Here is a 19,974-nt window from a genome sequence, read left to right as displayed (position 1 = left end):
CTGCTCGAGCACCTCGGCGCGGTAGGCGCGGTAGCCGGCCGTGACATCCCGCACGGGCAGCCGCAGTGCGATGCGCGCGTAGGCGTTGGCGGACTTGCTGAGCCGCCGGCGGTAGGCGGGCCAGTCGACGAGGGCGCCGCCCGGCACCCAGCGCGAGCCGATCACGAGACCGGTCGCCGCATCCGCCTCGAGAGCCCGGAGCATGGCGGGCAGCGCGCTCGCGGGGTGCGAGCCGTCGGCGTCGAACTCGACGATCACGTCGTAGCCGCGCGCGCGCGCCCAGTCGAATCCGGCGAGGTACGCGCGCCCGAGGCCGTCCTTCGTCGCGCGGTGCAGCACGTGCAGGCCGGGATCGGATGCCGCGAGCCGGTCGGCGAGCTCGCCCGTTCCGTCGGGGCTCGCGTCGTCGACCACGAGGATGTCGCACTCCGCGCCGGAGGCGCGCAGGGCGGCGACGGTCGCCGCGAGATTCTCGACCTCGTCGTAGGTGGGGGTCACGACGAGCACGCGCCCGGGCCGGGGCGTTCGCACGGACGCCATGGGGCAATCCTAAGTTCCCGCGCCCGTGCGCATCGGCGTGGCGGCTCATGGCCTCGGAGGCATGTGCCGTTTAGGCTTCCGCTCATGGGCTTCGAACGCAGTCGTCGCATCGCCGGTGCCCTCTTCGAGGTGGCATCGTCGAGCTCGACCAACACGGAGCTCTCGGCGCGCGCCGACCGGGAGGGCATGGGCGATCTGACCGTCATGCTCACCCGCTACCAGAGCGCGGGTCGCGGCCGGCTGGGGCGCGCCTGGACCGCTCCGCCCGGCGCGGCTGTGGCGGCATCCGTGCTGCTGCGCCCCGGCTTCCCGACGGAACAGTGCCCGGGCCGGAGCGGCTGGGCTGGCTGCCCGTGATCGCCGGCATCGCGATGTCGGCGGCCATGCGCACCGTTCTGCCGGGGCGCACGGTCGGGTTCAAGTGGCCCAATGACGTGCTCGTCGACGGACGCAAGATCTGCGGCATCCTGGCCGAACTGCTGCCGGGCGGCACGGGGGTGATCATCGGGTCGGGGTTCAACACCCGGATGACCGCCGAGGAGTTGCCGGTGCCGACGGCGACCTCGCTCGCGGTCGAGGGCGTGGCCGTCGACGACGCCGTCGAGGATGCCGTGCTCGCGGCCTACCTCGAGGGGCTGCGGGAGCGGCTGGTGCGCTTCTTCGCGGCGGGCGCGGATGCGGAGGCGTCCGGCATCCGGGCGGAGGCGCGCGCGGGGTGCCTGACGCTCGCGCGCACCGTGCACATCGAGCTGCCGGGCGGCGAGCGGCTCGACGCCACGGCGATCGACCTCGACGCCGACGGGCGGCTCGTGGTGGCCGACCGGGACGGGCTCGCCCGGTCTGTCGCGGCCGGAGACGTGACGCACGTCCGCTAGAACTGGAGCATGACACAGGCGACGCCGTCCGGCGCCCCCGGTGCCGCCCACGCGGTGCAACCGGAGGTGGTGGTGGCGCGCCTGCGTTCGCACGGTCGGGTGCTGTTCTGGCCGTGCATCGTGCTCGTCGCGGATGCGGCGGCACTCGGCTATTTCGGGGGCACCTTCGGCGAGGCGTGGCTCAATTGGCTGGTGCTCGCCGCGGCGGTGCTCATCGCCGTGCTGTTGTTCCTCGTGCCGCTTATCGCGTGGCTCGGACGCAACTACACGATCACGACGCGGCGGATCGTGCTGCGCAGCGGCGTGTTCGTGCGCACGCGGCAGGAGCTGCTGCACAGCCGCGGGTACGACGTGACCGTGCGCACCGCGGGATTGCAGGGCATGTTCGGCTCGGGCGACGTGCTCATCAACACCGGGCTCGAGCGCCCGGTCGTGCTGCGTGACGTGCCCGGTGCTGCTCTCGTGCAGGCGACACTGCACGACCTCATGGAGCTGTCGCTCAACCCGATCGCTAGCCGGCGTCAGCAGGAGCAGTCGCGGCCGCCGGACGAGACGACGGCATTCGGATACCGCTGACCTGCGGCTCCGGGGCCTCGTGCGGGTCTTCGCGCGCGGCTTCCGCATCCCGGGCGCTCGCATCCGAGCTCTCGACGTCCGGGCCCGCCGCATCCGGGAACACCGCGGGAGCGGAGTCGGTGCGGTGCGGGGCGAACACCCAGAGCTTGTAGAAGGTGAAGCGGAACGCGGTGCCGAGCGCGAGCCCGATCACGTTGCCGGAGATGTTGTCGGCGAGGATGCTCGTGAACCCCAGCAGGTAGTGCGACACCCACAGGCACAGCAGACCGATCGACATGCCGCCCAGGCTCACGACGAGGAACTCGGCGAACTCGCGCCAGAGCTGGCGGCCGCGGTGCTCGCGGAACGTCCAGAAGCGGTTGCCGATCCAGTTCGCGAGAATCGCGAGGCCGGTCGAGATGACCTTGGCGAGCACAGGGCCCTCGTGCAGGTTCTCGGGGGCGAAGACGGTGACGCGCAGCAGGTTGAAGACGCCGAAGTCGATCACGAGCCCCACGAGCCCGACGACACCGAATCGCGCGAACTGGGCGATGAGCTTGCGCACGCGTCGTGCCTTCCCCGTGATGGGCCGTAGGGTCGTAGAGGCGGCAGTCTAACCGCCTCATTCGACGCGAAGCTGAAGGGGCATCTGTGAGAGTCGGCGTCATCGGCGGTGGGCAACTGGCCCGGATGATGATCCCCCGGCGGTCGCGCTCGGTCTCGAACTGCGCGTGCTCGCCGAGGTCGAGGGCAGTTCGGCATCTCTCGCGGCGACCGCGGTGGGCGACTACCGCGACGAGGCGACGGTGCTGAAGTTCGCGGCCGAGGTCGACGTCATCACCTTCGATCACGAGCACGTGCCGCAGCCCGTTCTCGAGGCGCTCGTCGCATCCGGCGTGGCGGTGCGCCCAGGGCCGCACGCGCTCGCGGTCGCGCAAGACAAGACCGTCATGCGCGAGCGGCTGTCGGCGATCGGCGCGCCCGTTCCCGACTGGGCGCGGGTGACGGATGCCGGCGAGCTGGGGGCGTTCCTGGCCGATCACGGCGGCGTGGCGGTCGTGAAGACACCGCGTGGCGGGTACGACGGCAAGGGCGTGCGGGTGGTGCGCGCGGCATCCGATGCCGACGACTGGTTCATGTCGGCGGGGGAGGCGGGGCTGCTCGTGGAGCAGTACGTGCCGTTCCGTCGCGAGTTGGCGCAACTGGTGGCGCGACGGCCCTCCGGCCAGCTCGCTGCGTGGCCGCTCGTCGAGACGGTGCAGCGTGACGGGGTGTGCGCCGAGGTGTTCGCGCCGGCGCCGCACGCGGGCGTGCTGGCGGATGAGGCGCGGGCGCTCGCGGAGCGCATCGCGACCGAGCTCGACGTGACGGGTGTGCTCGCCGTCGAGCTGTTCGAAACCGACGAGGGTCGCCTCCTCGTGAACGAGCTCGCGATGCGCCCGCACAACACCGGCCACTGGACGATCGACGGGGCCGTCACGAGCCAGTTCGAGCAGCACCTGCGCGCGGTGCTCGACCTGCCGCTCGGCGACCCGTCGCCTCTGGCGTCCGTCTCGGTGATGGTCAACATCCTCGGCGGGCCGTCGGGGGAGTGGATGCCCGACCGTTACGCACGCGCCATGGCCGACCGCCCCGAGGTGAAGCTGCACTCCTACGGCAAGGAGTCCCGCCCCGGCCGCAAGGTGGGCCATGTGACGGCGACGGGCGACGAACTCGACGACGTGGTCGCGCGAGCGCGTGCCGCAGCGGCGTTCTTCCAGGGCTGAGCCGTAGCATGGCCGGGTGCCACAGGTAGCGGGAACCCCGGTGGTCGGCGTCGTCATGGGCTCCGACTCGGACTGGACGGTGATGCAGGATGCCGCGTCCGCGCTCACGGAGTTCGGCATCCCGCACGAGGTCGAGGTCGTGTCGGCGCACCGCACGCCGCGCAAGATGCTGAGCTACGGCTCCGAGGCGGCCGGGCGCGGGCTGCGCGTCATCATCGCGGGCGCCGGGGAGCAGCGCACCTGCCGGGCATGCTCGCATCCGTGACGACACTGCCGGTGATCGGCGTTCCGGTGCCGCTCGCGAAGCTCGACGGGCTCGACTCCCTGCTCTCGATCGTGCAGATGCCGGCCGGGATCCCGGTCGCGACCGTGTCGATCGGGGGCGCGCGCAACGCGGGCCTGCTCGCGGCGCGCATTCTGGCATCCGGCGACCCCGACCTGACCGCCCGCCTCGCGGACTACGCGGCGAGCCTCGAGGCTCTCGTGGCGGAGAAGAACGCGGCGCTGCACGCGACGCTCTGAGCATGACGAGCGTGCTGCGCGACCCGGATCGCACCAACACGGCCTTCATGACCCAACGGGCATGGTGGCTCGTGGGGCTCAACCTGCTCGTGCCGGGTGCGGCCCAGGTTCTCGCCGGCAACCGCCGGCTCGGGCGGTTCGGCCTCGGTTCGACGCTCGTGCTCTGGGTGCTCGTGGTGGTCGGCATCGCGCTGTCGGTGTTCGCGCGCGGCCTGCTGCTCGACATCGCCACCAACACCTGGGTGCTGGGCGGCGCGGTCGTGCTGCTGCTCTTCTACGCCGTGCTCTGGATCGTGCTCACCCTCGACACCCTCCGGCTCGTGCGGCTCGTACGGGTCGCGCCGGCGGCGCGGGCCTTCGTCGCAGGGCTGTCGGTCGTGGCGCTCGCGGCGGTCTCGGGCACGGCCGCGTACGGCGCGGTCTCCGCGGGTGCGGGCATCGACCTGCTCGACACCGTGTTCGCGCAGGGACCCTCGCAACCTCCCATCGACGGCCGCTACAACATCCTGCTGCTCGGCGGCGACGCCGGACCCGACCGTCAGGGCATGCGCCCCGACAGCATCTCGGTCGCGAGCGTCGATGCCGAGACCGGCCAGGTGACGCTCATCGGCATCCCGCGCAACCTCGAGCAGGTGCCGTTCGTGGAGGGTTCGCCCATGTACGAGGTGCTGCCCGACGGCTACACGTGCGGCAGCAAGTGCATCATCGACTACCTCTACACCTACGGCGAGCTCGACTGGGCCTACCTGTATCCCGACGCCGCCGAGCACAACTCGAGCCCGGGCATCGAGGCGATGCGCGATGCCGTGCAGGGGGTGCTCGGCATCACGATCCCCTACTACGTGCTCATCGACATGCAGGGCTTCTCCGACCTGATCGACGCCATGGGCGGCATCGACATCACCGTCGACGCGCGCGTGCCCTTCGGCGCCAACGAGAACCCCGACGGCAGCCCCCGCACCGAGCCCGACGGCTGGTTCGAGGTGGGCGAGCACCACATGGATGGCCCGACCGCCCTCACCTACACCCGCACCCGCTACGCCACAAGCGACTACGAGCGGATGCAGCGGCAGCGTCAGGTGCAGGAGGCGATTCTGCAGCAGTTCACCCCCGGCACGGTGCTCACCCATTTCGTCGACATCGCGGCGGCGGGCAAGGAGGTCGTGCGCACCGACATCCCGAAGCAGATGCTGTCGTACTTCGTGCAGTTGGCGGGCAAGTCGAAGAGCCAGCCCGTGGTGTCGTACGACCTGACGCCGCCCGAAGTGGATCCGGCCTCCCCGAACTTCGACGAGATCCGTGCGAAGGTGCACGAGCTGCTGTGGCCGCCGGATGCGACGGAGGCGCCCGCCGGGTAGCTGCGGGGGCGCGCGGGGCCGGCTGCGGTGGCGGCGGTTTCGAGACGCGTACCGCCTGCGGCGGTGCGCTCCTCAACCACCTGAGAGCGCGACCACGCTCGTGCCCGAAACCGGCGCAGCGCCGCGGACCTCGTCGGGGCCCCACGGTGTGCGCACTCGGTTTCGGGCGCGACCGCGCTCGTGCCCGAAACCGGCGCAGCGCCGCGGATTACCGCGGCGCCAAAGTAACTCAGAGGTCGGCGTGCAGCTGCCAGACCTTCTCGGCGGAGTCGCGCCAGCTGAAGGCGCGCGCCCGGTCTCCCGCCGCCGTGCCGAGTCGCTCGGCGAGGGCGCCGTCGACCGCGTCGATCGCCTCGGCGAGCCGGCCGGGCAGACCCTCGGGCTCGCGCGGCACCGAGATCGCCGCCCCCGCCGTGAGCTCGTCGAGGGCCGGCACGTCAGTGTGGATGATCGGCAGCCCGAAGCCGAGCGCCTCCATCACCGCGAGCCCGAAGCCTTCGGCCGCGCTCGGCTGCAGGTAGGCGTGGGCGCGCAGGTAGACGACCCCGAGGTCCTCGTCGGCGAGTGCGCCGAGCGCCACCACGCGCCCCTCGGCCACCCCCGCCTGCGCTGCCAGCTCGGTGACGGCATCCGCATCGTCGGCGACGACCACGAGCGGCAGCTGCTCCCGCGTGAGGGGAGCGCGTCGAGCAGCGCCGCGAGGTTCTTCTTGGGCTCGGTGCCGGCGACGGTCAGCAGGTACTGCTCGGGCAGCCCGAGCTCGGCCGCGCGCCTGCCGGCGCCGCGCGGTGGGATGAGGCCGCTCGAGGGGGCGCCAGGGATGACCCGGATGCGGTCGCCGAGGTCGAGATGCTCGGCCAGTTCGGCGGCGACCGCGTGGCTCGGCACCACGACGGCGTCGGCGAAGCGCTCGGCGCGCGCGGCCATCGCGTGCTGCCAGGAGACGGTGCGCGACGGCAGCAGCTCGGGGGCGGTCCAGGCGATGGCGTCGTGGATGGTGACGGCCACCTGGTCACCCGGCTGGTGCACGCGGTCGTGGGCGCCGAGCGGGGCGAGCAGCGAGGTGGCGTGCAGCATCCCCGTGCGCGACGGGCGCCCGAGCCCGCGGCGCCACGCGGCGGAGAGCTCTCGGTGGGCGAGCACGCTCTTCTCGAGCCGCGCGAGGCCGGGCAACAGGGCGCCGATGCGTTCGTAGTCGGGCTCGGGCGAGGCCGGAACCATGCCGACGACCTCGGCACCCTCGGGCGCCGTCGCGAGCAGGGCGCGCGTCAGCTCACCGGCGTAACGCGACAGCCCGCCGTACGGTGTCGCCGCGAGTTCGTCGAGTGTGACGTGCAGGGTGGTCATACCGTGATCACCTCCAGGCTCGAGTGTTCGGAGATCACGGCGAAATCGCCGTCCTGCGTCACGACGGGGAGGCCGTGCGCGAGCGCGATCGCGGCGATCCAGAGGTCGTTCACGTTCACGCGACGACCGGCGGCCGCCAGCGAGTGACGCAGGGTTGCCCACTGCGCGGCGGCACGGGAGTCGGCAGGAAGCGTGGCGATCCCGGCGATCTCTTCGACGGTGGCGAGACGGACAGCACGTACCTCGGCCGACGCTGCCGCGTGCACACCGGCCAGCAGTTCGCCACGGGTGATGGCACTCACGTACTGTTCCAGCGGTAGCGCGCCGAGATCCAGTGGCCGATCCTGCTCGATCGCGACGAACACGCTCGTGTCGAGCAGTCCGCGACGGTGCGGGAGCGAGCCGCTCATTCGATAGCGCCCAGGTCGTCGGTGGTGTCGTTCCAGAGGTCGTGGGGGTGCGGCTCGCTCACGGCACGCGCGGGGCGCAACGCGAGCAGCTCGCTTGTGGTCAGGAAACTGCGCGTATTCGGCGAGACGGGCACCAGCCGTACGGCGGCGACCCCGTTCACCGTGATGGTGACGTCTTCGCCGCGGCGCGCGCGCTCGATCACCGCCGCGGTGTTGTTGCGCAGTTCACGTGCGGGAACGAGAGCCATGTCGCCGATTGTAGCCGCGTGTAGCAGTGCGTAGCACAGCGGGTTCTCAGGATGGCGAGAGCGCTCCGGCGGCGAAGGCCTCGGCGAGCGCCTCGCGCCAGTCGCGCGGCTCCGCGAGGCCCACCCGCGCCCAGGCGTCGTGCCCGAGCACCGAGTAGGCGGGGCGCGGTGCGGGCCGCACGAACGCGGAGCTGTCGGTGGGCAGCACCCGCTCGGGGTCGAGCCCCGCGAGCTCGAAGGTCGCTCGCGCCAGCTCGAACCAGCTGGCCTGGCCCGAGTTCGTGCCGTGGTAGGTGCCCGCGGGCGCATCGGCGTCGAGCAGCGCGAGGATCGCGGATGCCAGATCGCGCGTCCAGGTGGGCTGCCCGAGCTGGTCGGTCACGACCGACACCGTCTCGCGCTCGGAGGCGAGCCGCAGCATCGTGCGCGGGAAGCTCGCGCCGTGCTCGCCGTAGAGCCACGCGGTGCGCACGATGTGGGCACCCGGATGCGCCTCCCGCACGAGGCGCTCGCCCGCCGCCTTGGTGCGTCCGTAGGCGCCGAGCGGGTCGAGGGGGCGTCCTCCGGGTAGGGCGAGTTCGCGTCGCCGCGGAAGACGTAGTCGGTGGAGACCTGCACGAACCGCGCACCGGCATCCGCTGCCGCCGCGGCGAGCAGGCCCGCCCCCGTGGCGTTGATGGCGTACGCCTCGTCTTCGTGGCTCTCGGCGTCGTCGACGGCGGTGTGGGCGGCGGCGTTGATCACGACGTCGACGTCGTGCACGGCGCCGGCCACCGAGTCACGGTCGGTGATGTCGAGCTCGCCGCGACCCAGCGCCCGCACCTCGCGGCCCGCGAGCACGAGCTGCAGATCGTGCCCGAGCATCCCGCCGGCGCCGGCGATGAGGTAGCGGGTCATGCCTGGCCGGACGCCCGGTACTTCGCCTCGGTGGCCTCCTTCTGCGGTGCCCACCAGGCCTCGTTGTCGCGATACCACGCGATCGTGGCCGCGAGCCCGGCCTCGAAGTCGGCGAAGCTCGGCGTCCAGCCGAGCTCGGTGCGCAGCTTCGAGGAGTCGATCGCGTAGCGGAGGTCGTGGCCGGGCCGGTCGGTCACGAGGTCGTAGGCGTCGGCCGGCTGCCCGAGTTCGCGGAGGATGAGCTCGACCACCTGCTTGTTGTTCTTCTCGCCGTCGGCACCGATCAGGTAGGTCTCGCCGATCCGACCCTTCTCGAGGATCGTCAGCACCGCCGAGGAGTGGTCGTCGGCGTGGATCCAGTCGCGCACGTTCTCGCCCGTACCGTAGAGCTTGGGGCGCTCGCCGCGCAGCACGTTGGTGATCTGGCGGGGGATGAACTTCTCGACGTGCTGGTAGGGGCCGTAGTTGTTCGAGCAGTTCGAGATCGTGGCCTGCACGCCGAACGAGCGCACCCAGGCGCGCACGAGCAGGTCGCTGCCCGCCTTCGTCGAGGAGTAGGGGCTCGAGGGGTTGTAGGGCGTCGTGTCGGTGAAGCGCTGCGGGTCGTCGAGCTCGAGGTCGCCGTACACCTCGTCGGTCGAGATGTGGTGGAAGCGGATGTCGTGCTTCCGCGCCGCCTCGAGAAGCGTGTAGGTGCCCACGATGTTGGTCTCGAGGAAGGGCCGCGGGTCGTTCAGCGAGTTGTCGTTGTGGCTCTCGGCCGCGTAGTGCACGACCGCATCGTGACGCGCGAACAACTCGTCGACGAGTGCGGCATCCAGGATGTCGCCCTTCACGAAGGTGAAGCGGTCCTCGGGCAGCCCCTCGAGCGAGGCGAGGTTGCCGGCGTAGCTGAGCTTGTCGAGCACCGTGACCGTGTGGTCGGTGTGGTCGATGAGGTGATGCACGAAGTTCGAGCCGATGAAGCCGGCTCCACCGGTGACGAGGATGCGCATGATCGGTGAGTCTAGGGTTTCCCGCCTGAGGATCTCCGGGTGCGTCGGAGGATCCACGCGCTGCGCAGCCGCAACCCGAGCGAGAGCGCGACCCGCACGGGCCAGAGGAGCGGACCCGGGTACTTGCGGGCGAGGAAGCGGCTCGCGCTGTCGTGGTGCGCGCGGATCATCAGCTCGGAGGCGCCCTGCGTGGAGTGCCCACCCGCGTGCACCACCGAGGCGGCGGGCTCGTACACGTTCCGGAACCCGGCTTGTCCGATGCGCATGCCGAGGTCGACGTCTTCGAAGTACATGAAGTAGCCCTCGTCGAATCCGCTGATGGCCTCGTAGGCGCTGCGTCGCACGAGCACGCACGACCCGGAGAGCCAGCCCGCGTCGCGGACGACGGGCGTGACCTGCGTCTCCTTGCGGTAGGCGCGCGTCCACGGGTTGCCGGGCCAGACGGGGCCGAGCATCGCGTGGCCGACACCGGTGCGCAGCGACGGGATGGCACGAGCCGACGGGTAGACGGTGCCGTCGGGATTCAGGATGAGGGGTCCGACGGCTCCCGCATCCGGTTCGGCGCGCCCGCGAGCCACCAGGGTGGTGAGCGATCCCGCGCCCAGCTCGATGTCGGGGTTCACCAGAAGCAGCCACTCGACGCTGTCGGGCAGCAGGCGCACGCCGGCGTTCATCCCCCGCCGTATCCCGGATTCTCGGGCAGGGCCAGGTACGCCGCTCCGTGCGCGTGCGCGATCCCGGCGGAGTCCCCGGAACCGGGCAGGTTGTCGACGACGACCGTCGCGACGGGCTCGTCGATCGCGCCCGGGATCGTGTCGAAGAATCCGGGCAGCACATCGTCGGAGGCGTAGCTGACCGTCACGATCCCGACACGGGGTGCCTCGTGGGGGTTGCTGTGCTCATGACCCGCCCATCGTAGTCGGGCGTGCCGAGCGTCAGCCGAGCCGCCGCCGGGCGACGACAGGTAGCATCCGCTTCGTGGCTGGTGGCGAATCGATTCGGATCTCGGTGGTGATGTGCACCTACAACGGCGCCGAGTTCGTGGCCGAGCAGGTCGAATCGATCCTGGCGCAGACGCACCCCGTGCAGGAACTCGTCGTCGGTGACGACGCATCCCGAGACGAGACCCTGGCGATCGTGCGGCAGGTCATCGAGGGGTACCGGGCTCGCGGCGGCGCGGCGATCGACCTGGTGGTGCTGACCCGGGACCCGCAGCAGCATCCGCAGCCCTACGGCGTCGCCGGTAACTTCGCGCGCTCGCTCGAGGCGGCGTCCGGCGATGTCGTGCTGCTCTCCGACCAGGACGACCGCTGGGCATCCGATCGGGTCGCCCGCAGCATCGCGGCGTTCGACCAGCATCCGGATGCGGGGCTCGTGCACGGCGACGCTCGCCTGGTCGACGCCGAGGGTGCGTCCCTGGGGGTGACGCTCTTCGAGGCACTGGGCGTGGCGCCGGCGGAGCTCGATGACATCGACGCGGGGCGCGGCTTCGAGGCGATGTTGCGTAGGAATCTGGTGACGGGGGCGACCGCCGCCGTGCGACGTGAGCTCATCGCACGCGCGCTCCCGGTGCCCGACGGGTGGATTCATGACGAATGGCTCGCGGTGGTCGCCGGAGCCGTCGGCCGTACCGTCGTGCTGCGCGAAGCGCTCATCGACTACCGCCAGCACGGCGCCAACCAGATCGGCGCGCGCAAGCTCGACTGGAGCACCCGATGGGCTCGGTTGCGGGAGCCGCGCACCGCACGCAACGAGCGACTGCTGCGGCGGGCTCGCTCGCTCGTGGACCGGCTCGACGCGCTGGGCGAACAGCTCGACGCGGGGCACCTGCGGGCCGCCCGCGAGAAGCTCGCGCACGAGGAGGTGCGTGCCGCCCTGCCCGCGTCGCACCTGCGCCGTGTCGTTCCCGTGGCGCGCGAGTGGCGCAGCGGGCGCTATCGCCGCTACGGCCTCGGCGCTCAAGACGTGCTGCGCGACGTCGTTCAGCCCGTCTGACTCGGGGTCGGCCGGAACACGGCCGGTATGCTTGGCCGGGTGCAGATCCGGCCTCTCGACATCGCGGGCGCGTACGAACTGACCCCGAAACAGTGGGGTGACGATCGAGGCGTCTTCCTCGAGTGGTACCGCGGCGATCTGCTCGATGAGCAGTTCGGTGTGGGCATCGGGCTGCGCCAGGCGAACACCTCGGTGTCGCGCCGCGGCGTGCTGCGCGGCGTGCACTACGCGGATGTGCCTCCCGGTCAGGCGAAGCACGTGACCGCCACGCGCGGGGCTGCGCTCGACATCATCGTCGACATCCGCGTCGGCTCCCCGACCTTCGGGCGGTGGGATGCGGTGCTGCTCGACACGGTCGACCGGCGTGCGGTCTACCTCGCCGAGGGCCTCGGCCACGCCTTCCTCGCCCTCGAGGACGACACGACGGTCAGCTACCTCGTCTCGAGCACCTTCGACCCGGCGCGCGAACACGGCATCTCGCCTCTCGACCCGGCGCTCGGGCTCGAGTTGCCGATCGCCGCGAACGAGCTGCTCGTCTCGCAGAAGGACGTCGACGCGCCGAGCCTCGCCGCAGCGGCTTCCGCCGGGGCGCTACCCACATGGGATGCGACTCGCGGCTACGCGGGCAAGGCATGGAGGGACTGAACATGCGCGGCATCATCCTCGCGGGCGGCAGCGGCACCCGACTCTGGCCCATCACCAAGGGCATCTCGAAGCAGCTCATGCCCATCTACGACAAGCCGATGGTCTACTACCCGCTGTCGACGCTCATGAGCGCGGGCATCCGCGAGATCCTCGTGATCACGACACCCGAAGACCAGGACGCCTTCCGCCGGCTCCTCGGCGACGGAAGCGAGCTCGGCATCCGACTCGAGTACGCCGCCCAGCCGCGACCCGAGGGTCTCGCCCAGGCGTTCATCATCGGGGCGGATTTCATCGGCGACGAGAAGGTCGCCCTCGTGCTCGGCGACAACATCTTCCACGGCGACACGCTCTCGAGCCGCCTCGTCGGGCACGCCGACATGGAGGGCGGGCTCGTCTTCGCCTACCAGGTGCGGGATCCCAGCGCCTATGGCGTGGTCGAGTTCGACGAGCACGGGCGCGCGATCTCGATCGAGGAGAAGCCCGCGGTTCCGAAGAGCCGCTTCGCCGTGCCGGGCCTGTACTTCTACGACAACGACGTGGTGCGCATCGCGCAGTCGATCCAGCCCAGCGCCCGCGGGGAGCTCGAGATCAGTTCGATCAACGAGCACTACCTGCGTGACGGGCGGCTCCAGGTGGTCGTGCTCGACCGCGGCACGGCGTGGCTCGACACCGGCACGATCGAGTCGATGGTGCAGGCGACCGAGTTCGTGCGCGTCGTCGAGGATCGGCAGGGTGTGAAGATCGGCTGCATCGAGGAGATCGCCTGGCGCAACGGCTGGATCGACGACGCGCAGTTGCGCCGACTCGCCGAGCCGCTCGTGAAGTCGGGTTACGGCAGCTACCTGCTGGGGCTCGTGTCATGACGCGCGTCCTCGTCATCACGGGGGCGAGCTGGGCACCCGGATGGCGGGGCCGGCGATTCGCGCACGCGCGATGGCGAGGGTGCTCGGAGAGGCGGGGCACGAGGTCGTGCTCGCCACCACATCCACTCTCTCTGCGGAGGCGCCTGCCGGCCCGTATCGGATGACGGCGCTGCGCCCCGGCGACGACTCGGCGTTCGCGGCGCTGGAGCAGGACGCCGAACTCATCGTGTTCCAGGGGCATGCGATGGAGCAGTTCCCCGCGCTCGCGGTGACCGACCGGGTCGTGGTGGCCGACGTCTACGACCCGATGCACCTCGAGATGCTCGAGCAGGGGCGCGAACAGCCGCACGCCACCTGGGAGATGCTCGTGCGCTCGCGCACCGCGCTGCTGAACCAGCAGCTGTCGCGGGCCGACCTCATGCTGTGCGCGTCTCCGCGGCAGCGCATGTTCTATCTCGGCCAGCTCGCCGCCCTCGGTCGCATCACGCCGACCACGTACGCGAACGATCCCGAGCTCGAGCGACTGATCGCGCTCGCGCCATTCGGCCTGGAGAGCACCCCTCCGCGCCACGAACGGGATGTGCTGCGCGGGGTCGTGCCCGGCCTCGCGGCTGAGGATCGCATCGTCGTCTGGGGCGGAGGTCTGTACAGCTGGTTCGATCCGCTCAGCCTCATCCGCGCCCTCGCCCTGCTCGCCGAGCGCCGCCCCGAGACGCGGCTCGTGTTCCTCGGCACCAAGCATCCCGGCGTCGAGCCGATGGGCATCGTGAAGGAATCCATCGCGCTTGCCGAGCAGCTCGGCGTGCTGGGTCGGGAGGTCGTGTTCAACGAGGGCTGGATCCCGTACGAGGAGCGCCAGAACCACCTCACCGAGGCCGATGCGGGCGTCTCCACCCACCACGTGCACATCGAGACGGAGTTCTCGTTCCGCACCCGCATCCTCGACTATCTCTGGGCAGGCCTGCCGATGGTCGTCACCGAGGGCGACGCGTTCGCCGACCTCGTGGAGACCGAGGGTCTCGGCGTCGTCGTGCCGGCCGAAGACCCGGACGCGCTCGCGGCGGGCCTCGAGCGGGTGCTCTACGACCGTGAGTTCGCGGATGCCGCGCGCGCCCGTATCGCCGAGGTGCGGGAGCGCTTCGTGTGGGAGCGCGCGCTCGAGCCCCTGCTCGCGATCGCTGCGGCGCCGCGTCGCGCCGCCGATGTCGAGGCTGCCGGAGGTCGAGAGGCGCTCGCCGCGGCATCCGCGGTGCTCGCCCGACCGGATGGCCGGCCCGGTCTCGCGCGCGACATGCGGATGGCGTGGCACCACCTGCGGCACGGCGGTCTCGGCGAGGTGGCGCGCCGAGTGCGCTCCCGACTGGGGCGTCGGTGACCGAGCCGGTGGGCGTGCCGCCCGCGCTGGGTGGTCGCCGCGCGCTCGCGCGACGGGTGATCGCGTTCGCGGGTGTGCCGTTCCTGTCGCTGCTGGCGCCCTTCCTCTTCCTGCCGGTGCTCGCGCGGCTGGCCGGGGCGGATGCCTGGGTGGCGATCGCCGTCGGCCAGTCGGTGGGCGGTTTCGCGGCGCTCGTCGCGGGTCTCGGCTATGCCACGCTCGCCCCGCCGCTCGTCGCCGTCGCGCTCGCCGACGAACGGCGTCGGATCCTGGCCACGAGCGTGCACGCGCGCCTGCCCGCCTGGGTGGTCGCCGGCGCGGTCGGCGTGGTGGTGTCGGTGCTGCTCGCACCCGAGAGCGCTCGCGTCGAGGCCGGGGCGATGGCCGGGGCCATGAGCCTCGCGGCGCTCGCCCCCACCTGGTACTGGATCGGCGTCGGACGTGCCCTGCCCATCCTGTGGAGCGAGGTACTGCCGCGCATGGTCGCGACCCTCGCGGCCACCGGCATCCTGCTCGCCGGTGGGGGAGCGATCTGGTATCCCGTGCTGCTGGCCGTCGCCATGTTCGCGGGGCCCGCCGTCATCTATCTGCACGTCGCGGGGCGCGAACTCGGGCGGGTCGTGGGGCACGAGGTCGCGGCGGTGCTGCGCACCCATCCCCCGCTGTCGTCGCCGAGACGGCGGCGGGTGCCTACAACGCGCTCGCCATCGCGCTCGTCACGGCGGCGGCCCCGGTGGCGGAGGCCGCGCGGTATGTCTCGGGTGACAAGGTCTATCGGATCGGTCAGTACTCGGTGTCGGCGCTCGGCAATGCGCTGCAGGGGTGGGTGGCCGAGGCGATACCCGACCGCGCGGCGTTGGGACGGCGGCTGCGCGTCGCCATCCTCCTGCATCTCGCGCTCGGCGCGGCGGGGCTGCTCGCCTTCGCGCTGCTCGGCCCGTGGCTGACCGCCGCGCTCTTCGGGCAGGCGGTGGCCATCGACGAAATCACCGCGCTCGGATTCGGGGTCGCGACGATCGGCATCTCGCTCGGCACGGCATCCGGACGCATCGGGCTGATCACGCTCGGCGCGCGGCACGCATTCATGACGTGCGTGCTCGTGGCCTCGGCCCTCGGCGTCGTGGGACTGCTGATCGGTGCGGCGGTGTGGGGCGCACCGGGCGCCGCCTGGGGGCTCGGCGTCGCCGAACTCGCCTCCGGCATCGGCCAGACGCTCGTGCTGCTCGCGGTCTGGCGCGCCCGGGCGTCCCGGGAACGAGGGTTGTAAGGCTTTTCCCGGGAAGCGCTCGGTATCGTCGCACGGGTGTGGGAGCGCTTGCGGGTCTTTGTCGTGTCCGGGCGCATCCTCATCCTCGCGCCGCTCCTGCTGCTCGTGACGCTCGTTGCGTGGGCATTCGCCTCACCGGTGGGGTCGTCGCCCGACGAGGACTACCACCTGGCCAGCATCTGGTGCGCCACGGGTGACGATGCCGCGTGTGTGCACGAGGCGGGCGATGCGGAGGCGACGGTTCCGGGCGCGCTCGTCGATTCCGCGTGCTACGCATTCCATTCGGAGCGCAGCGCTGCGTGCCAGCACGAGCTCGACTTCACCGGCTCGCCCGACACGGCCACCGATCGCGGCAACTTCTACGGTGCCTACCCTCCGGTGTTCTACGGCGTGTTGAGCGTCTTCGTCGGCCCAGACATCCAGCTCTCGGTGCTGCTCATGCGCGTGTTCATCTCGTTCGTGCTCGTGAGCATCGCCACCGCCCTCTTCCTGCTGCTGCCACCTCCGCGGCGGCCCACGCTCGTCTGGAGCTGGGCGCTCACGTCGGTGCCGCTCGGCCTCTTCGTGATCGCGTCGATCAACCCCAGCTCATGGGCTGTCGCGGGCGTGGGCTTCGGCTGGCTCGCGCTGGCCGGCTTCCTCGAAACCCGCGGTGCGCGCAAGATCGGTCTCGGCGTGATCTTCGCGCTCTCGGTCGTGATGGCATCCGGCTCGCGCGGCGACGCGAGCATGTACATGGTGCTCGCGATCGTGGCGACCCTCATGCTGCAGGCGCACCGGAGTCGCCGGTTCGCGCTCGATGCGATCCTGCCGGCGGCGGGCATCATCCTGTGCCTCCTGATGTTCCGCGTCTCGCGTCCGACCGAGGCGATCACCCAGGGGGTCGACGACTCGGGCTTCGCCTTCGGCCGCATCCTTCCGACGATGCTCGACGTGCCCCGGCTCTGGATGGGCATCTTCGGCAAGGGGTGGGGGCTCGGCTGGCTCGACACCTCGATGCCGAGCATCGTCTGGCTCGCGACCCTGTCGTGCTTCCTGGGGGCGGGAGTCGTCGCCGGGTTCCGCTCCGATCTGCGCAAGGGTCTCGTGCTCGGCGGCGGCTTCCTCGTGCTGCTCGTCTTCCCGGCTTTGGTGCTCGTGGCGGCGGGTCAGGATGTGGGCGACAACCTGCAGCCGCGCTACCTGCTGCCGCTCGTGGTGCTCTTCGCCGGCGTGTTGTTCTGGCAGCCCCCGGGTCGGGTCATCCGCTTCGGGCGCGTGCAGCGCGGGCTCGTGATCGCCGCCCTCTCGGTGGCACAGGCTGTCGCGCTGTTCCTGCAGCTCGCGCGCTATGTGGCGGGGTTCGACGACCTGACGCCGTGGCTCGACGGAGCTGTCGAGTGGTGGTGGCCGGCGGCGCCGTCGCCGATGACGGTGTGGGTACTCGGCTCGCTGGCCTACGCGGCACTTCTGGTGCTGCTGCTGGCTCGTCCGTTGGCTGTCGCGGATGCCGTCGAGGCTCCGGTGGATGAGCCCGTCGGCGCGGTGAGAGCGTCGTGAATCGCCTCCGGCGGGTGCCGCTCCTGGCGCTCGCCCCCGTGCTCGCGCTCGTCGCGCTCCTCGCCTGGGCCTTCGCCTCCCCCATCGGCGCAGGACCCGACGACGACTACCACCTCGTGAGCTCGTGGTGTGCAGGGCCGACGGCCGCCGAGACCTGCGCGCCCGTGGAAGGTGCCGAGCGCGCCGACCACCGCATCCCGCGCGCCCTCGCCGAGATCTCGTGTTTCGAGCGCCAGCCCGAGGTGAGTGCCGCCTGCCAAGACGAACTGTTCACGGGCGCGCTCATGGATCAGACGGTCGACACCGATCGAGGCAACTTCTACGGTGAGTATCCGCCGCTCTACTACGCCGTGATGGGCGTGTTCACGAGCGATGATGTGCAGGCGTCGGCGCTCGTCATGCGGGTCTTCACGATCGTGTTGTTCGTCGCGCTGCTGACGGCGCTCTACCTGCTGCTGCCCGTCGAGCGTCGACCGACACTGCTGATCGGGTGGGTCGTGACCACCATCCCGCTCGGGATCTTCCTGCTCGCCTCGAACAACCCGAGTGCGTGGGCGACGATCGGGGTGGGCACCAGCTGGATCGCGCTGCTCGGGTATTTCGAGTCCACGGGCCGGCGGCGCATCGCCCTCGGGGCGATCTATGCGATCGCCATGCTCATGGCCGCGGGAAGCCGGGGTGACGCGGCGGTGTACGCCGGCTTCGCCACGGCGCTCGTGCTGTTCTATGCCTTCCGCCCGCATCGGCGCTACTGGTTGAGCGCCATCCTGCCGGTCATCATGGGGTTGGTCGCGCTGGCGTTCCTGCTCCGTGCTGGGCAGATCGGTTCGGGGCTTGGCGGATTCTCGGATGTCGGTGTCGAAGATTCCGGCGTCGGCGGCGACGGTACCGTTACGCCTTCGGGGATCGGGCTGCTCGCCTATAACGTCATGAACGTTCCGTTCCTCTGGCTGGGGAACCTCGGCGAGTGGGGGCTCGGCTGGCTCGATACCACCATGCCCGCGGCCGTGACCTTCGGTGCCGTGGGGGCGTTCGTGGTGGCGGGCTTCCTCGGCGTTCGTGCGCTGGAGTGGCGCAAGGCGGTGGTCGTGGCGGCCGCCGCCGTCGTGCTGTGGGTGCTGCCGGTGTATGTGCTGCAGCAAGCGGGCCACATCGTCGGGCAGCAGGTGCAGCCTCGCTACCTGCTGCCGCTCATCGTGCTGTTCGGTGGCGTGCTTGCGCTGGGCGCGCCACGGGTGCAATGGAAGCGCGGGCAGCTGCTTCTCGTGGCGGCCATGCTCTCCATCGCGAATGGCGTGGCCCTTCACACCAACATGCGCCGCTACCTGACCGGCATCGACGCGGGGAGCGTCAACCTGAACACCGGCACCGAGTGGTGGTGGAACGTGCCGTTCTCGCCCATGATCGTCTGGATCGTCGGCTCACTTGCATACACGGCCCTCTTGTTCGTGCTCGCGGCTCGGATCCCCGTCGATCCCCTGGATGCGGGGGCACGGCGAGTGCGGAGACTCATCTAGGCTGAGTGGTCGTGAGGTTCCTCGTCGCGATCCCAGCGCTCAACGAAGGCGCTGTCATCGCTTCGGTGCTCGCGTCGCTCGCTGAAGTGCATCCGCTGCGTGATGTCGTCGTCATCGACGACGGCTCGCATGATGACACGGGTCGTATCGCGCGTGAGGCGGGTGCCCACGTGCTCACGCACGCGTTCAACATCGGTGTCGGTGCCGCCATGGGAACCGCCTTCAAGTACGCGGCAGCTCACGGTTACGAGGCGGTCGTGCAGTTCGACGGCGACGGTCAGCATCGCCCCGAGCACATCGCCGAACTCGTCGCGGCGTCTGCACACGCCGACATCGTGATCGGGAGCCGCTTCGCCGAGGGCGGCACCTTCCCGTCCTCGGCTGCCCGCCGTGGGGTGCAGCGCTGCATCGCCTGGGTCGTCTCGCTGTACGCGCGCACCAAGCTCACGGATGCCACGAGCGGGTTCCGGATCGCGGGCCCGCGTGCGCTCGCGGTGTTCTCGGTGCACTATCCGGTGGAGTGGCTCGGTGACACGGTCGAGTCGATCGTGCTCGCTACGCGGCAGGGGCTGACGGTGTCCGAGATCCCAGTCGGCATGAACGAACGCGCCGGCGGCACGCCCTCGCAATCGGTACTGCGCGCGACTCTCTACACGGGCCGCATCATCTTCATCCTGGTTCTCGCCGCCATCCGTACCGTGCCCCCTCAGTTGCGGCACCTGCGCAACACGCGGAAGGAGGCTCGCGCATGACCCCGCAACTGCTCGCGATCGCGATGGCCGTCGTGCTGCTGATCGCGGTGATCCTGCTGCTGCGTTCCTACGTGCTGCCCGAGAAGTACGCGGTGCTGTGGCTCGTCGCGTCGGTGGTGGCGATCGTTCTTTCGGCGTGGCCGGATCTGCTCGACAACGTCAGCAACTTCTTCGGCATCGCCCAGCCCATCAATCTGCTCTTTGTCGGCGCCTTCTTCGTGGTCTTCCTGCTGCTCATGCAGGTGACGCTCGAGCTGGCCCGCACCCGAGACGAGCTGCGCAAGACCGTGCAGCGTCTGGCCCTCGAACTCGAAAAGAGGCACGTCGACGATGACTGAGGTCTCCGCACCCGAACGGAGGCCGAGCACCTGGGTGAAGAGGATCCGCGCGATCCACTTCGCACCGGTGCTCGCCCTGATCGCGCTCTTCGCATGGGCGTTCGCGTCCCCCATCGGGGCCGGCCCCGATGACGACTACCACCTGGTGAGTATCTGGTGTGCGAGTGGAG

Annotated in this window: 21 protein-coding genes and 5 pseudogenes; 16 read left to right on the top strand and 10 right to left on the bottom strand. The window is 70.8% G+C overall.

The annotated features are described in order from the left end of the window. Nucleotides 1-12: 12 nt before the first annotated feature. Nucleotides 13-540, bottom strand: a pseudogene (locus QQK29_RS02830) (glycosyltransferase); the annotation flags it as partial. A gap of 84 nt (nucleotides 541-624) precedes the next feature. Here QQK29_RS02830 and QQK29_RS02825 point away from each other — a divergent pair. The 3 genes from QQK29_RS02825 to QQK29_RS02815 are packed head-to-tail and all read left to right on the top strand — an operon-like array spanning nucleotide 625 to nucleotide 1,991. Next, entirely contained in the window at nucleotides 625-897 is a 273-nt protein-coding gene (locus QQK29_RS02825) for a hypothetical protein (RefSeq protein ID WP_284297619.1), read from the top strand. Then, nucleotides 894-1,415: a biotin--[acetyl-CoA-carboxylase] ligase gene (locus QQK29_RS02820; RefSeq protein ID WP_284297617.1), complete on the top strand. Its 522-nt coding sequence runs from the start codon at nucleotides 894-896 to the stop codon at nucleotides 1,413-1,415. Before QQK29_RS02825 ends, QQK29_RS02820 begins: the two co-directional genes overlap by 4 nt. 9 nt (nucleotides 1,416-1,424) lie before the next feature. Further along, nucleotides 1,425-1,991, top strand: a complete 567-nt coding sequence (locus tag QQK29_RS02815; RefSeq protein WP_284297615.1) for a PH domain-containing protein — start codon at nucleotides 1,425-1,427, stop codon at nucleotides 1,989-1,991. Here QQK29_RS02815 and QQK29_RS02810 read toward each other — a convergent pair. Continuing rightward, complete coding sequence (locus QQK29_RS02810) at nucleotides 1,927-2,535, bottom strand: GtrA family protein (protein WP_284297613.1); 609 nt, start codon at nucleotides 2,533-2,535, stop codon at nucleotides 1,927-1,929. The two genes, QQK29_RS02815 and QQK29_RS02810, sit on opposite strands and share 65 nt — an antisense overlap. Before the next feature lie 125 nt (nucleotides 2,536-2,660). Here QQK29_RS02810 and QQK29_RS02805 point away from each other — a divergent pair. The 3 genes and pseudogenes from QQK29_RS02805 (at nucleotide 2,661) to QQK29_RS02795 (ending at nucleotide 5,616) form a co-directional block, all read left to right on the top strand. Further along, nucleotides 2,661-3,736, top strand: a pseudogene (locus tag QQK29_RS02805) (5-(carboxyamino)imidazole ribonucleotide synthase). Between the two features lie 55 nt (nucleotides 3,737-3,791). Continuing rightward, nucleotides 3,792-4,258 (top strand): annotated as a pseudogene (purE, locus tag QQK29_RS02800) (5-(carboxyamino)imidazole ribonucleotide mutase). 2 nt (nucleotides 4,259-4,260) lie between these two features. Then, nucleotides 4,261-5,616 (top strand): LCP family protein, encoded by a 1,356-nt coding sequence (locus QQK29_RS02795; RefSeq protein WP_284297611.1) that lies wholly within the window; start codon nucleotides 4,261-4,263, stop codon nucleotides 5,614-5,616. A gap of 229 nt (nucleotides 5,617-5,845) precedes the next feature. Here QQK29_RS02795 and QQK29_RS02790 read toward each other — a convergent pair whose 3' ends face one another. The 8 genes and pseudogenes from QQK29_RS02790 to QQK29_RS02755 form a co-directional block, all read right to left on the bottom strand. Then, the gene (locus tag QQK29_RS02790; RefSeq protein WP_284297609.1) at nucleotides 5,846-6,268 is read right to left on the bottom strand and encodes a glycosyltransferase; all 423 of its coding nucleotides are present in this window, start codon (nucleotides 6,266-6,268) and stop codon (nucleotides 5,846-5,848) included. Between the two features lie 224 nt (nucleotides 6,269-6,492). After that, nucleotides 6,493-6,963, bottom strand: a pseudogene (locus tag QQK29_RS02785) (glycosyltransferase); the annotation flags it as partial. After that, nucleotides 6,960-7,373 carry a PIN domain-containing protein gene (locus QQK29_RS02780; protein ID WP_284297607.1) on the bottom strand — a complete coding sequence of 138 codons (414 nt, stop codon included), beginning with the start codon at nucleotides 7,371-7,373 and terminating at the stop codon, nucleotides 6,960-6,962. The pseudogene QQK29_RS02785 and the gene QQK29_RS02780, both read right to left, overlap by 4 nt. Beyond that, the gene (locus QQK29_RS02775; RefSeq protein WP_284297605.1) at nucleotides 7,370-7,621 is read right to left on the bottom strand and encodes a type II toxin-antitoxin system Phd/YefM family antitoxin; all 252 of its coding nucleotides are present in this window, start codon (nucleotides 7,619-7,621) and stop codon (nucleotides 7,370-7,372) included. Before QQK29_RS02775 ends, QQK29_RS02780 begins: the two co-directional genes overlap by 4 nt. A gap of 46 nt (nucleotides 7,622-7,667) precedes the next feature. Then, a pseudogene (gene rfbD, locus QQK29_RS02770) lies at nucleotides 7,668-8,518 on the bottom strand (dTDP-4-dehydrorhamnose reductase). Beyond that, on the bottom strand, nucleotides 8,515-9,516 hold the full coding sequence (rfbB, locus tag QQK29_RS02765; RefSeq protein ID WP_284301887.1) for a dTDP-glucose 4,6-dehydratase: 1,002 nt from the start codon (nucleotides 9,514-9,516) through the stop codon (nucleotides 8,515-8,517). The pseudogene rfbD and the gene rfbB overlap by 4 nt, the downstream one beginning before the upstream one ends. An 8-nt stretch (nucleotides 9,517-9,524) precedes the next feature. Then, the gene (locus QQK29_RS02760; RefSeq protein WP_284297603.1) at nucleotides 9,525-10,187 is read right to left on the bottom strand and encodes a glycosyltransferase family 2 protein; all 663 of its coding nucleotides are present in this window, start codon (nucleotides 10,185-10,187) and stop codon (nucleotides 9,525-9,527) included. Next, on the bottom strand, nucleotides 10,184-10,375 hold the full coding sequence (locus QQK29_RS02755; RefSeq protein WP_284297601.1) for a hypothetical protein: 192 nt from the start codon (nucleotides 10,373-10,375) through the stop codon (nucleotides 10,184-10,186). Before QQK29_RS02755 ends, QQK29_RS02760 begins: the two co-directional genes overlap by 4 nt. 116 nt (nucleotides 10,376-10,491) lie before the next feature. On the opposite strand from QQK29_RS02755, the gene QQK29_RS02750 reads away from it, so the two are divergent. The 10 genes from QQK29_RS02750 (at nucleotide 10,492) to QQK29_RS02705 (ending at nucleotide 19,804) form a co-directional block, all read left to right on the top strand. Continuing rightward, nucleotides 10,492-11,508, top strand: a complete 1,017-nt coding sequence (locus tag QQK29_RS02750) for a glycosyltransferase family 2 protein (RefSeq protein WP_284297599.1) — start codon at nucleotides 10,492-10,494, stop codon at nucleotides 11,506-11,508. A gap of 39 nt (nucleotides 11,509-11,547) precedes the next feature. Then, on the top strand, nucleotides 11,548-12,153 hold the full coding sequence (locus tag QQK29_RS02745) for a dTDP-4-dehydrorhamnose 3,5-epimerase family protein (protein ID WP_284297597.1): 606 nt from the start codon (nucleotides 11,548-11,550) through the stop codon (nucleotides 12,151-12,153). A gap of 2 nt (nucleotides 12,154-12,155) precedes the next feature. After that, on the top strand, nucleotides 12,156-13,016 hold the full coding sequence (gene rfbA, locus QQK29_RS02740; RefSeq protein ID WP_284297595.1) for a glucose-1-phosphate thymidylyltransferase RfbA: 861 nt from the start codon (nucleotides 12,156-12,158) through the stop codon (nucleotides 13,014-13,016). A gap of 70 nt (nucleotides 13,017-13,086) precedes the next feature. Then, entirely contained in the window at nucleotides 13,087-14,391 is a 1,305-nt protein-coding gene (locus QQK29_RS02735; RefSeq protein WP_284297593.1) for a glycosyltransferase family 4 protein, read from the top strand. After that, the gene (locus tag QQK29_RS02730; protein WP_284297591.1) at nucleotides 14,388-15,338 is read left to right on the top strand and encodes a lipopolysaccharide biosynthesis protein; all 951 of its coding nucleotides are present in this window, start codon (nucleotides 14,388-14,390) and stop codon (nucleotides 15,336-15,338) included. Before QQK29_RS02735 ends, QQK29_RS02730 begins: the two co-directional genes overlap by 4 nt. 23 nt (nucleotides 15,339-15,361) lie before the next feature. Continuing rightward, nucleotides 15,362-15,658, top strand: coding sequence for a hypothetical protein (locus tag QQK29_RS02725; protein ID WP_284297589.1), 297 nt, complete (start codon nucleotides 15,362-15,364; stop codon nucleotides 15,656-15,658). A gap of 36 nt (nucleotides 15,659-15,694) precedes the next feature. Then, nucleotides 15,695-17,197, top strand: coding sequence for a DUF2142 domain-containing protein (locus QQK29_RS02720; protein WP_284297587.1), 1,503 nt, complete (start codon nucleotides 15,695-15,697; stop codon nucleotides 17,195-17,197). Nucleotides 17,198-17,211: 14 nt separating this feature from the next. Then, nucleotides 17,212-18,714, top strand: a complete 1,503-nt coding sequence (locus QQK29_RS02715; RefSeq protein WP_284297585.1) for a DUF2142 domain-containing protein — start codon at nucleotides 17,212-17,214, stop codon at nucleotides 18,712-18,714. Between the two features lie 11 nt (nucleotides 18,715-18,725). Continuing rightward, on the top strand, nucleotides 18,726-19,466 hold the full coding sequence (locus tag QQK29_RS02710; protein WP_284297583.1) for a glycosyltransferase family 2 protein: 741 nt from the start codon (nucleotides 18,726-18,728) through the stop codon (nucleotides 19,464-19,466). After that, complete coding sequence (locus tag QQK29_RS02705; RefSeq protein ID WP_284297581.1) at nucleotides 19,463-19,804, top strand: DUF2304 domain-containing protein; 342 nt, start codon at nucleotides 19,463-19,465, stop codon at nucleotides 19,802-19,804. Before QQK29_RS02710 ends, QQK29_RS02705 begins: the two co-directional genes overlap by 4 nt. Nucleotides 19,805-19,974 lie beyond the last annotated feature (170 nt).

It is taken from the genome of Homoserinibacter gongjuensis, from assembly GCF_030161875.1.
GTDB lineage: Bacteria > Actinomycetota > Actinomycetes > Actinomycetales > Microbacteriaceae > Homoserinibacter > Homoserinibacter gongjuensis.
This window is presented reverse-complemented; position numbering and strand designations above follow the sequence as displayed.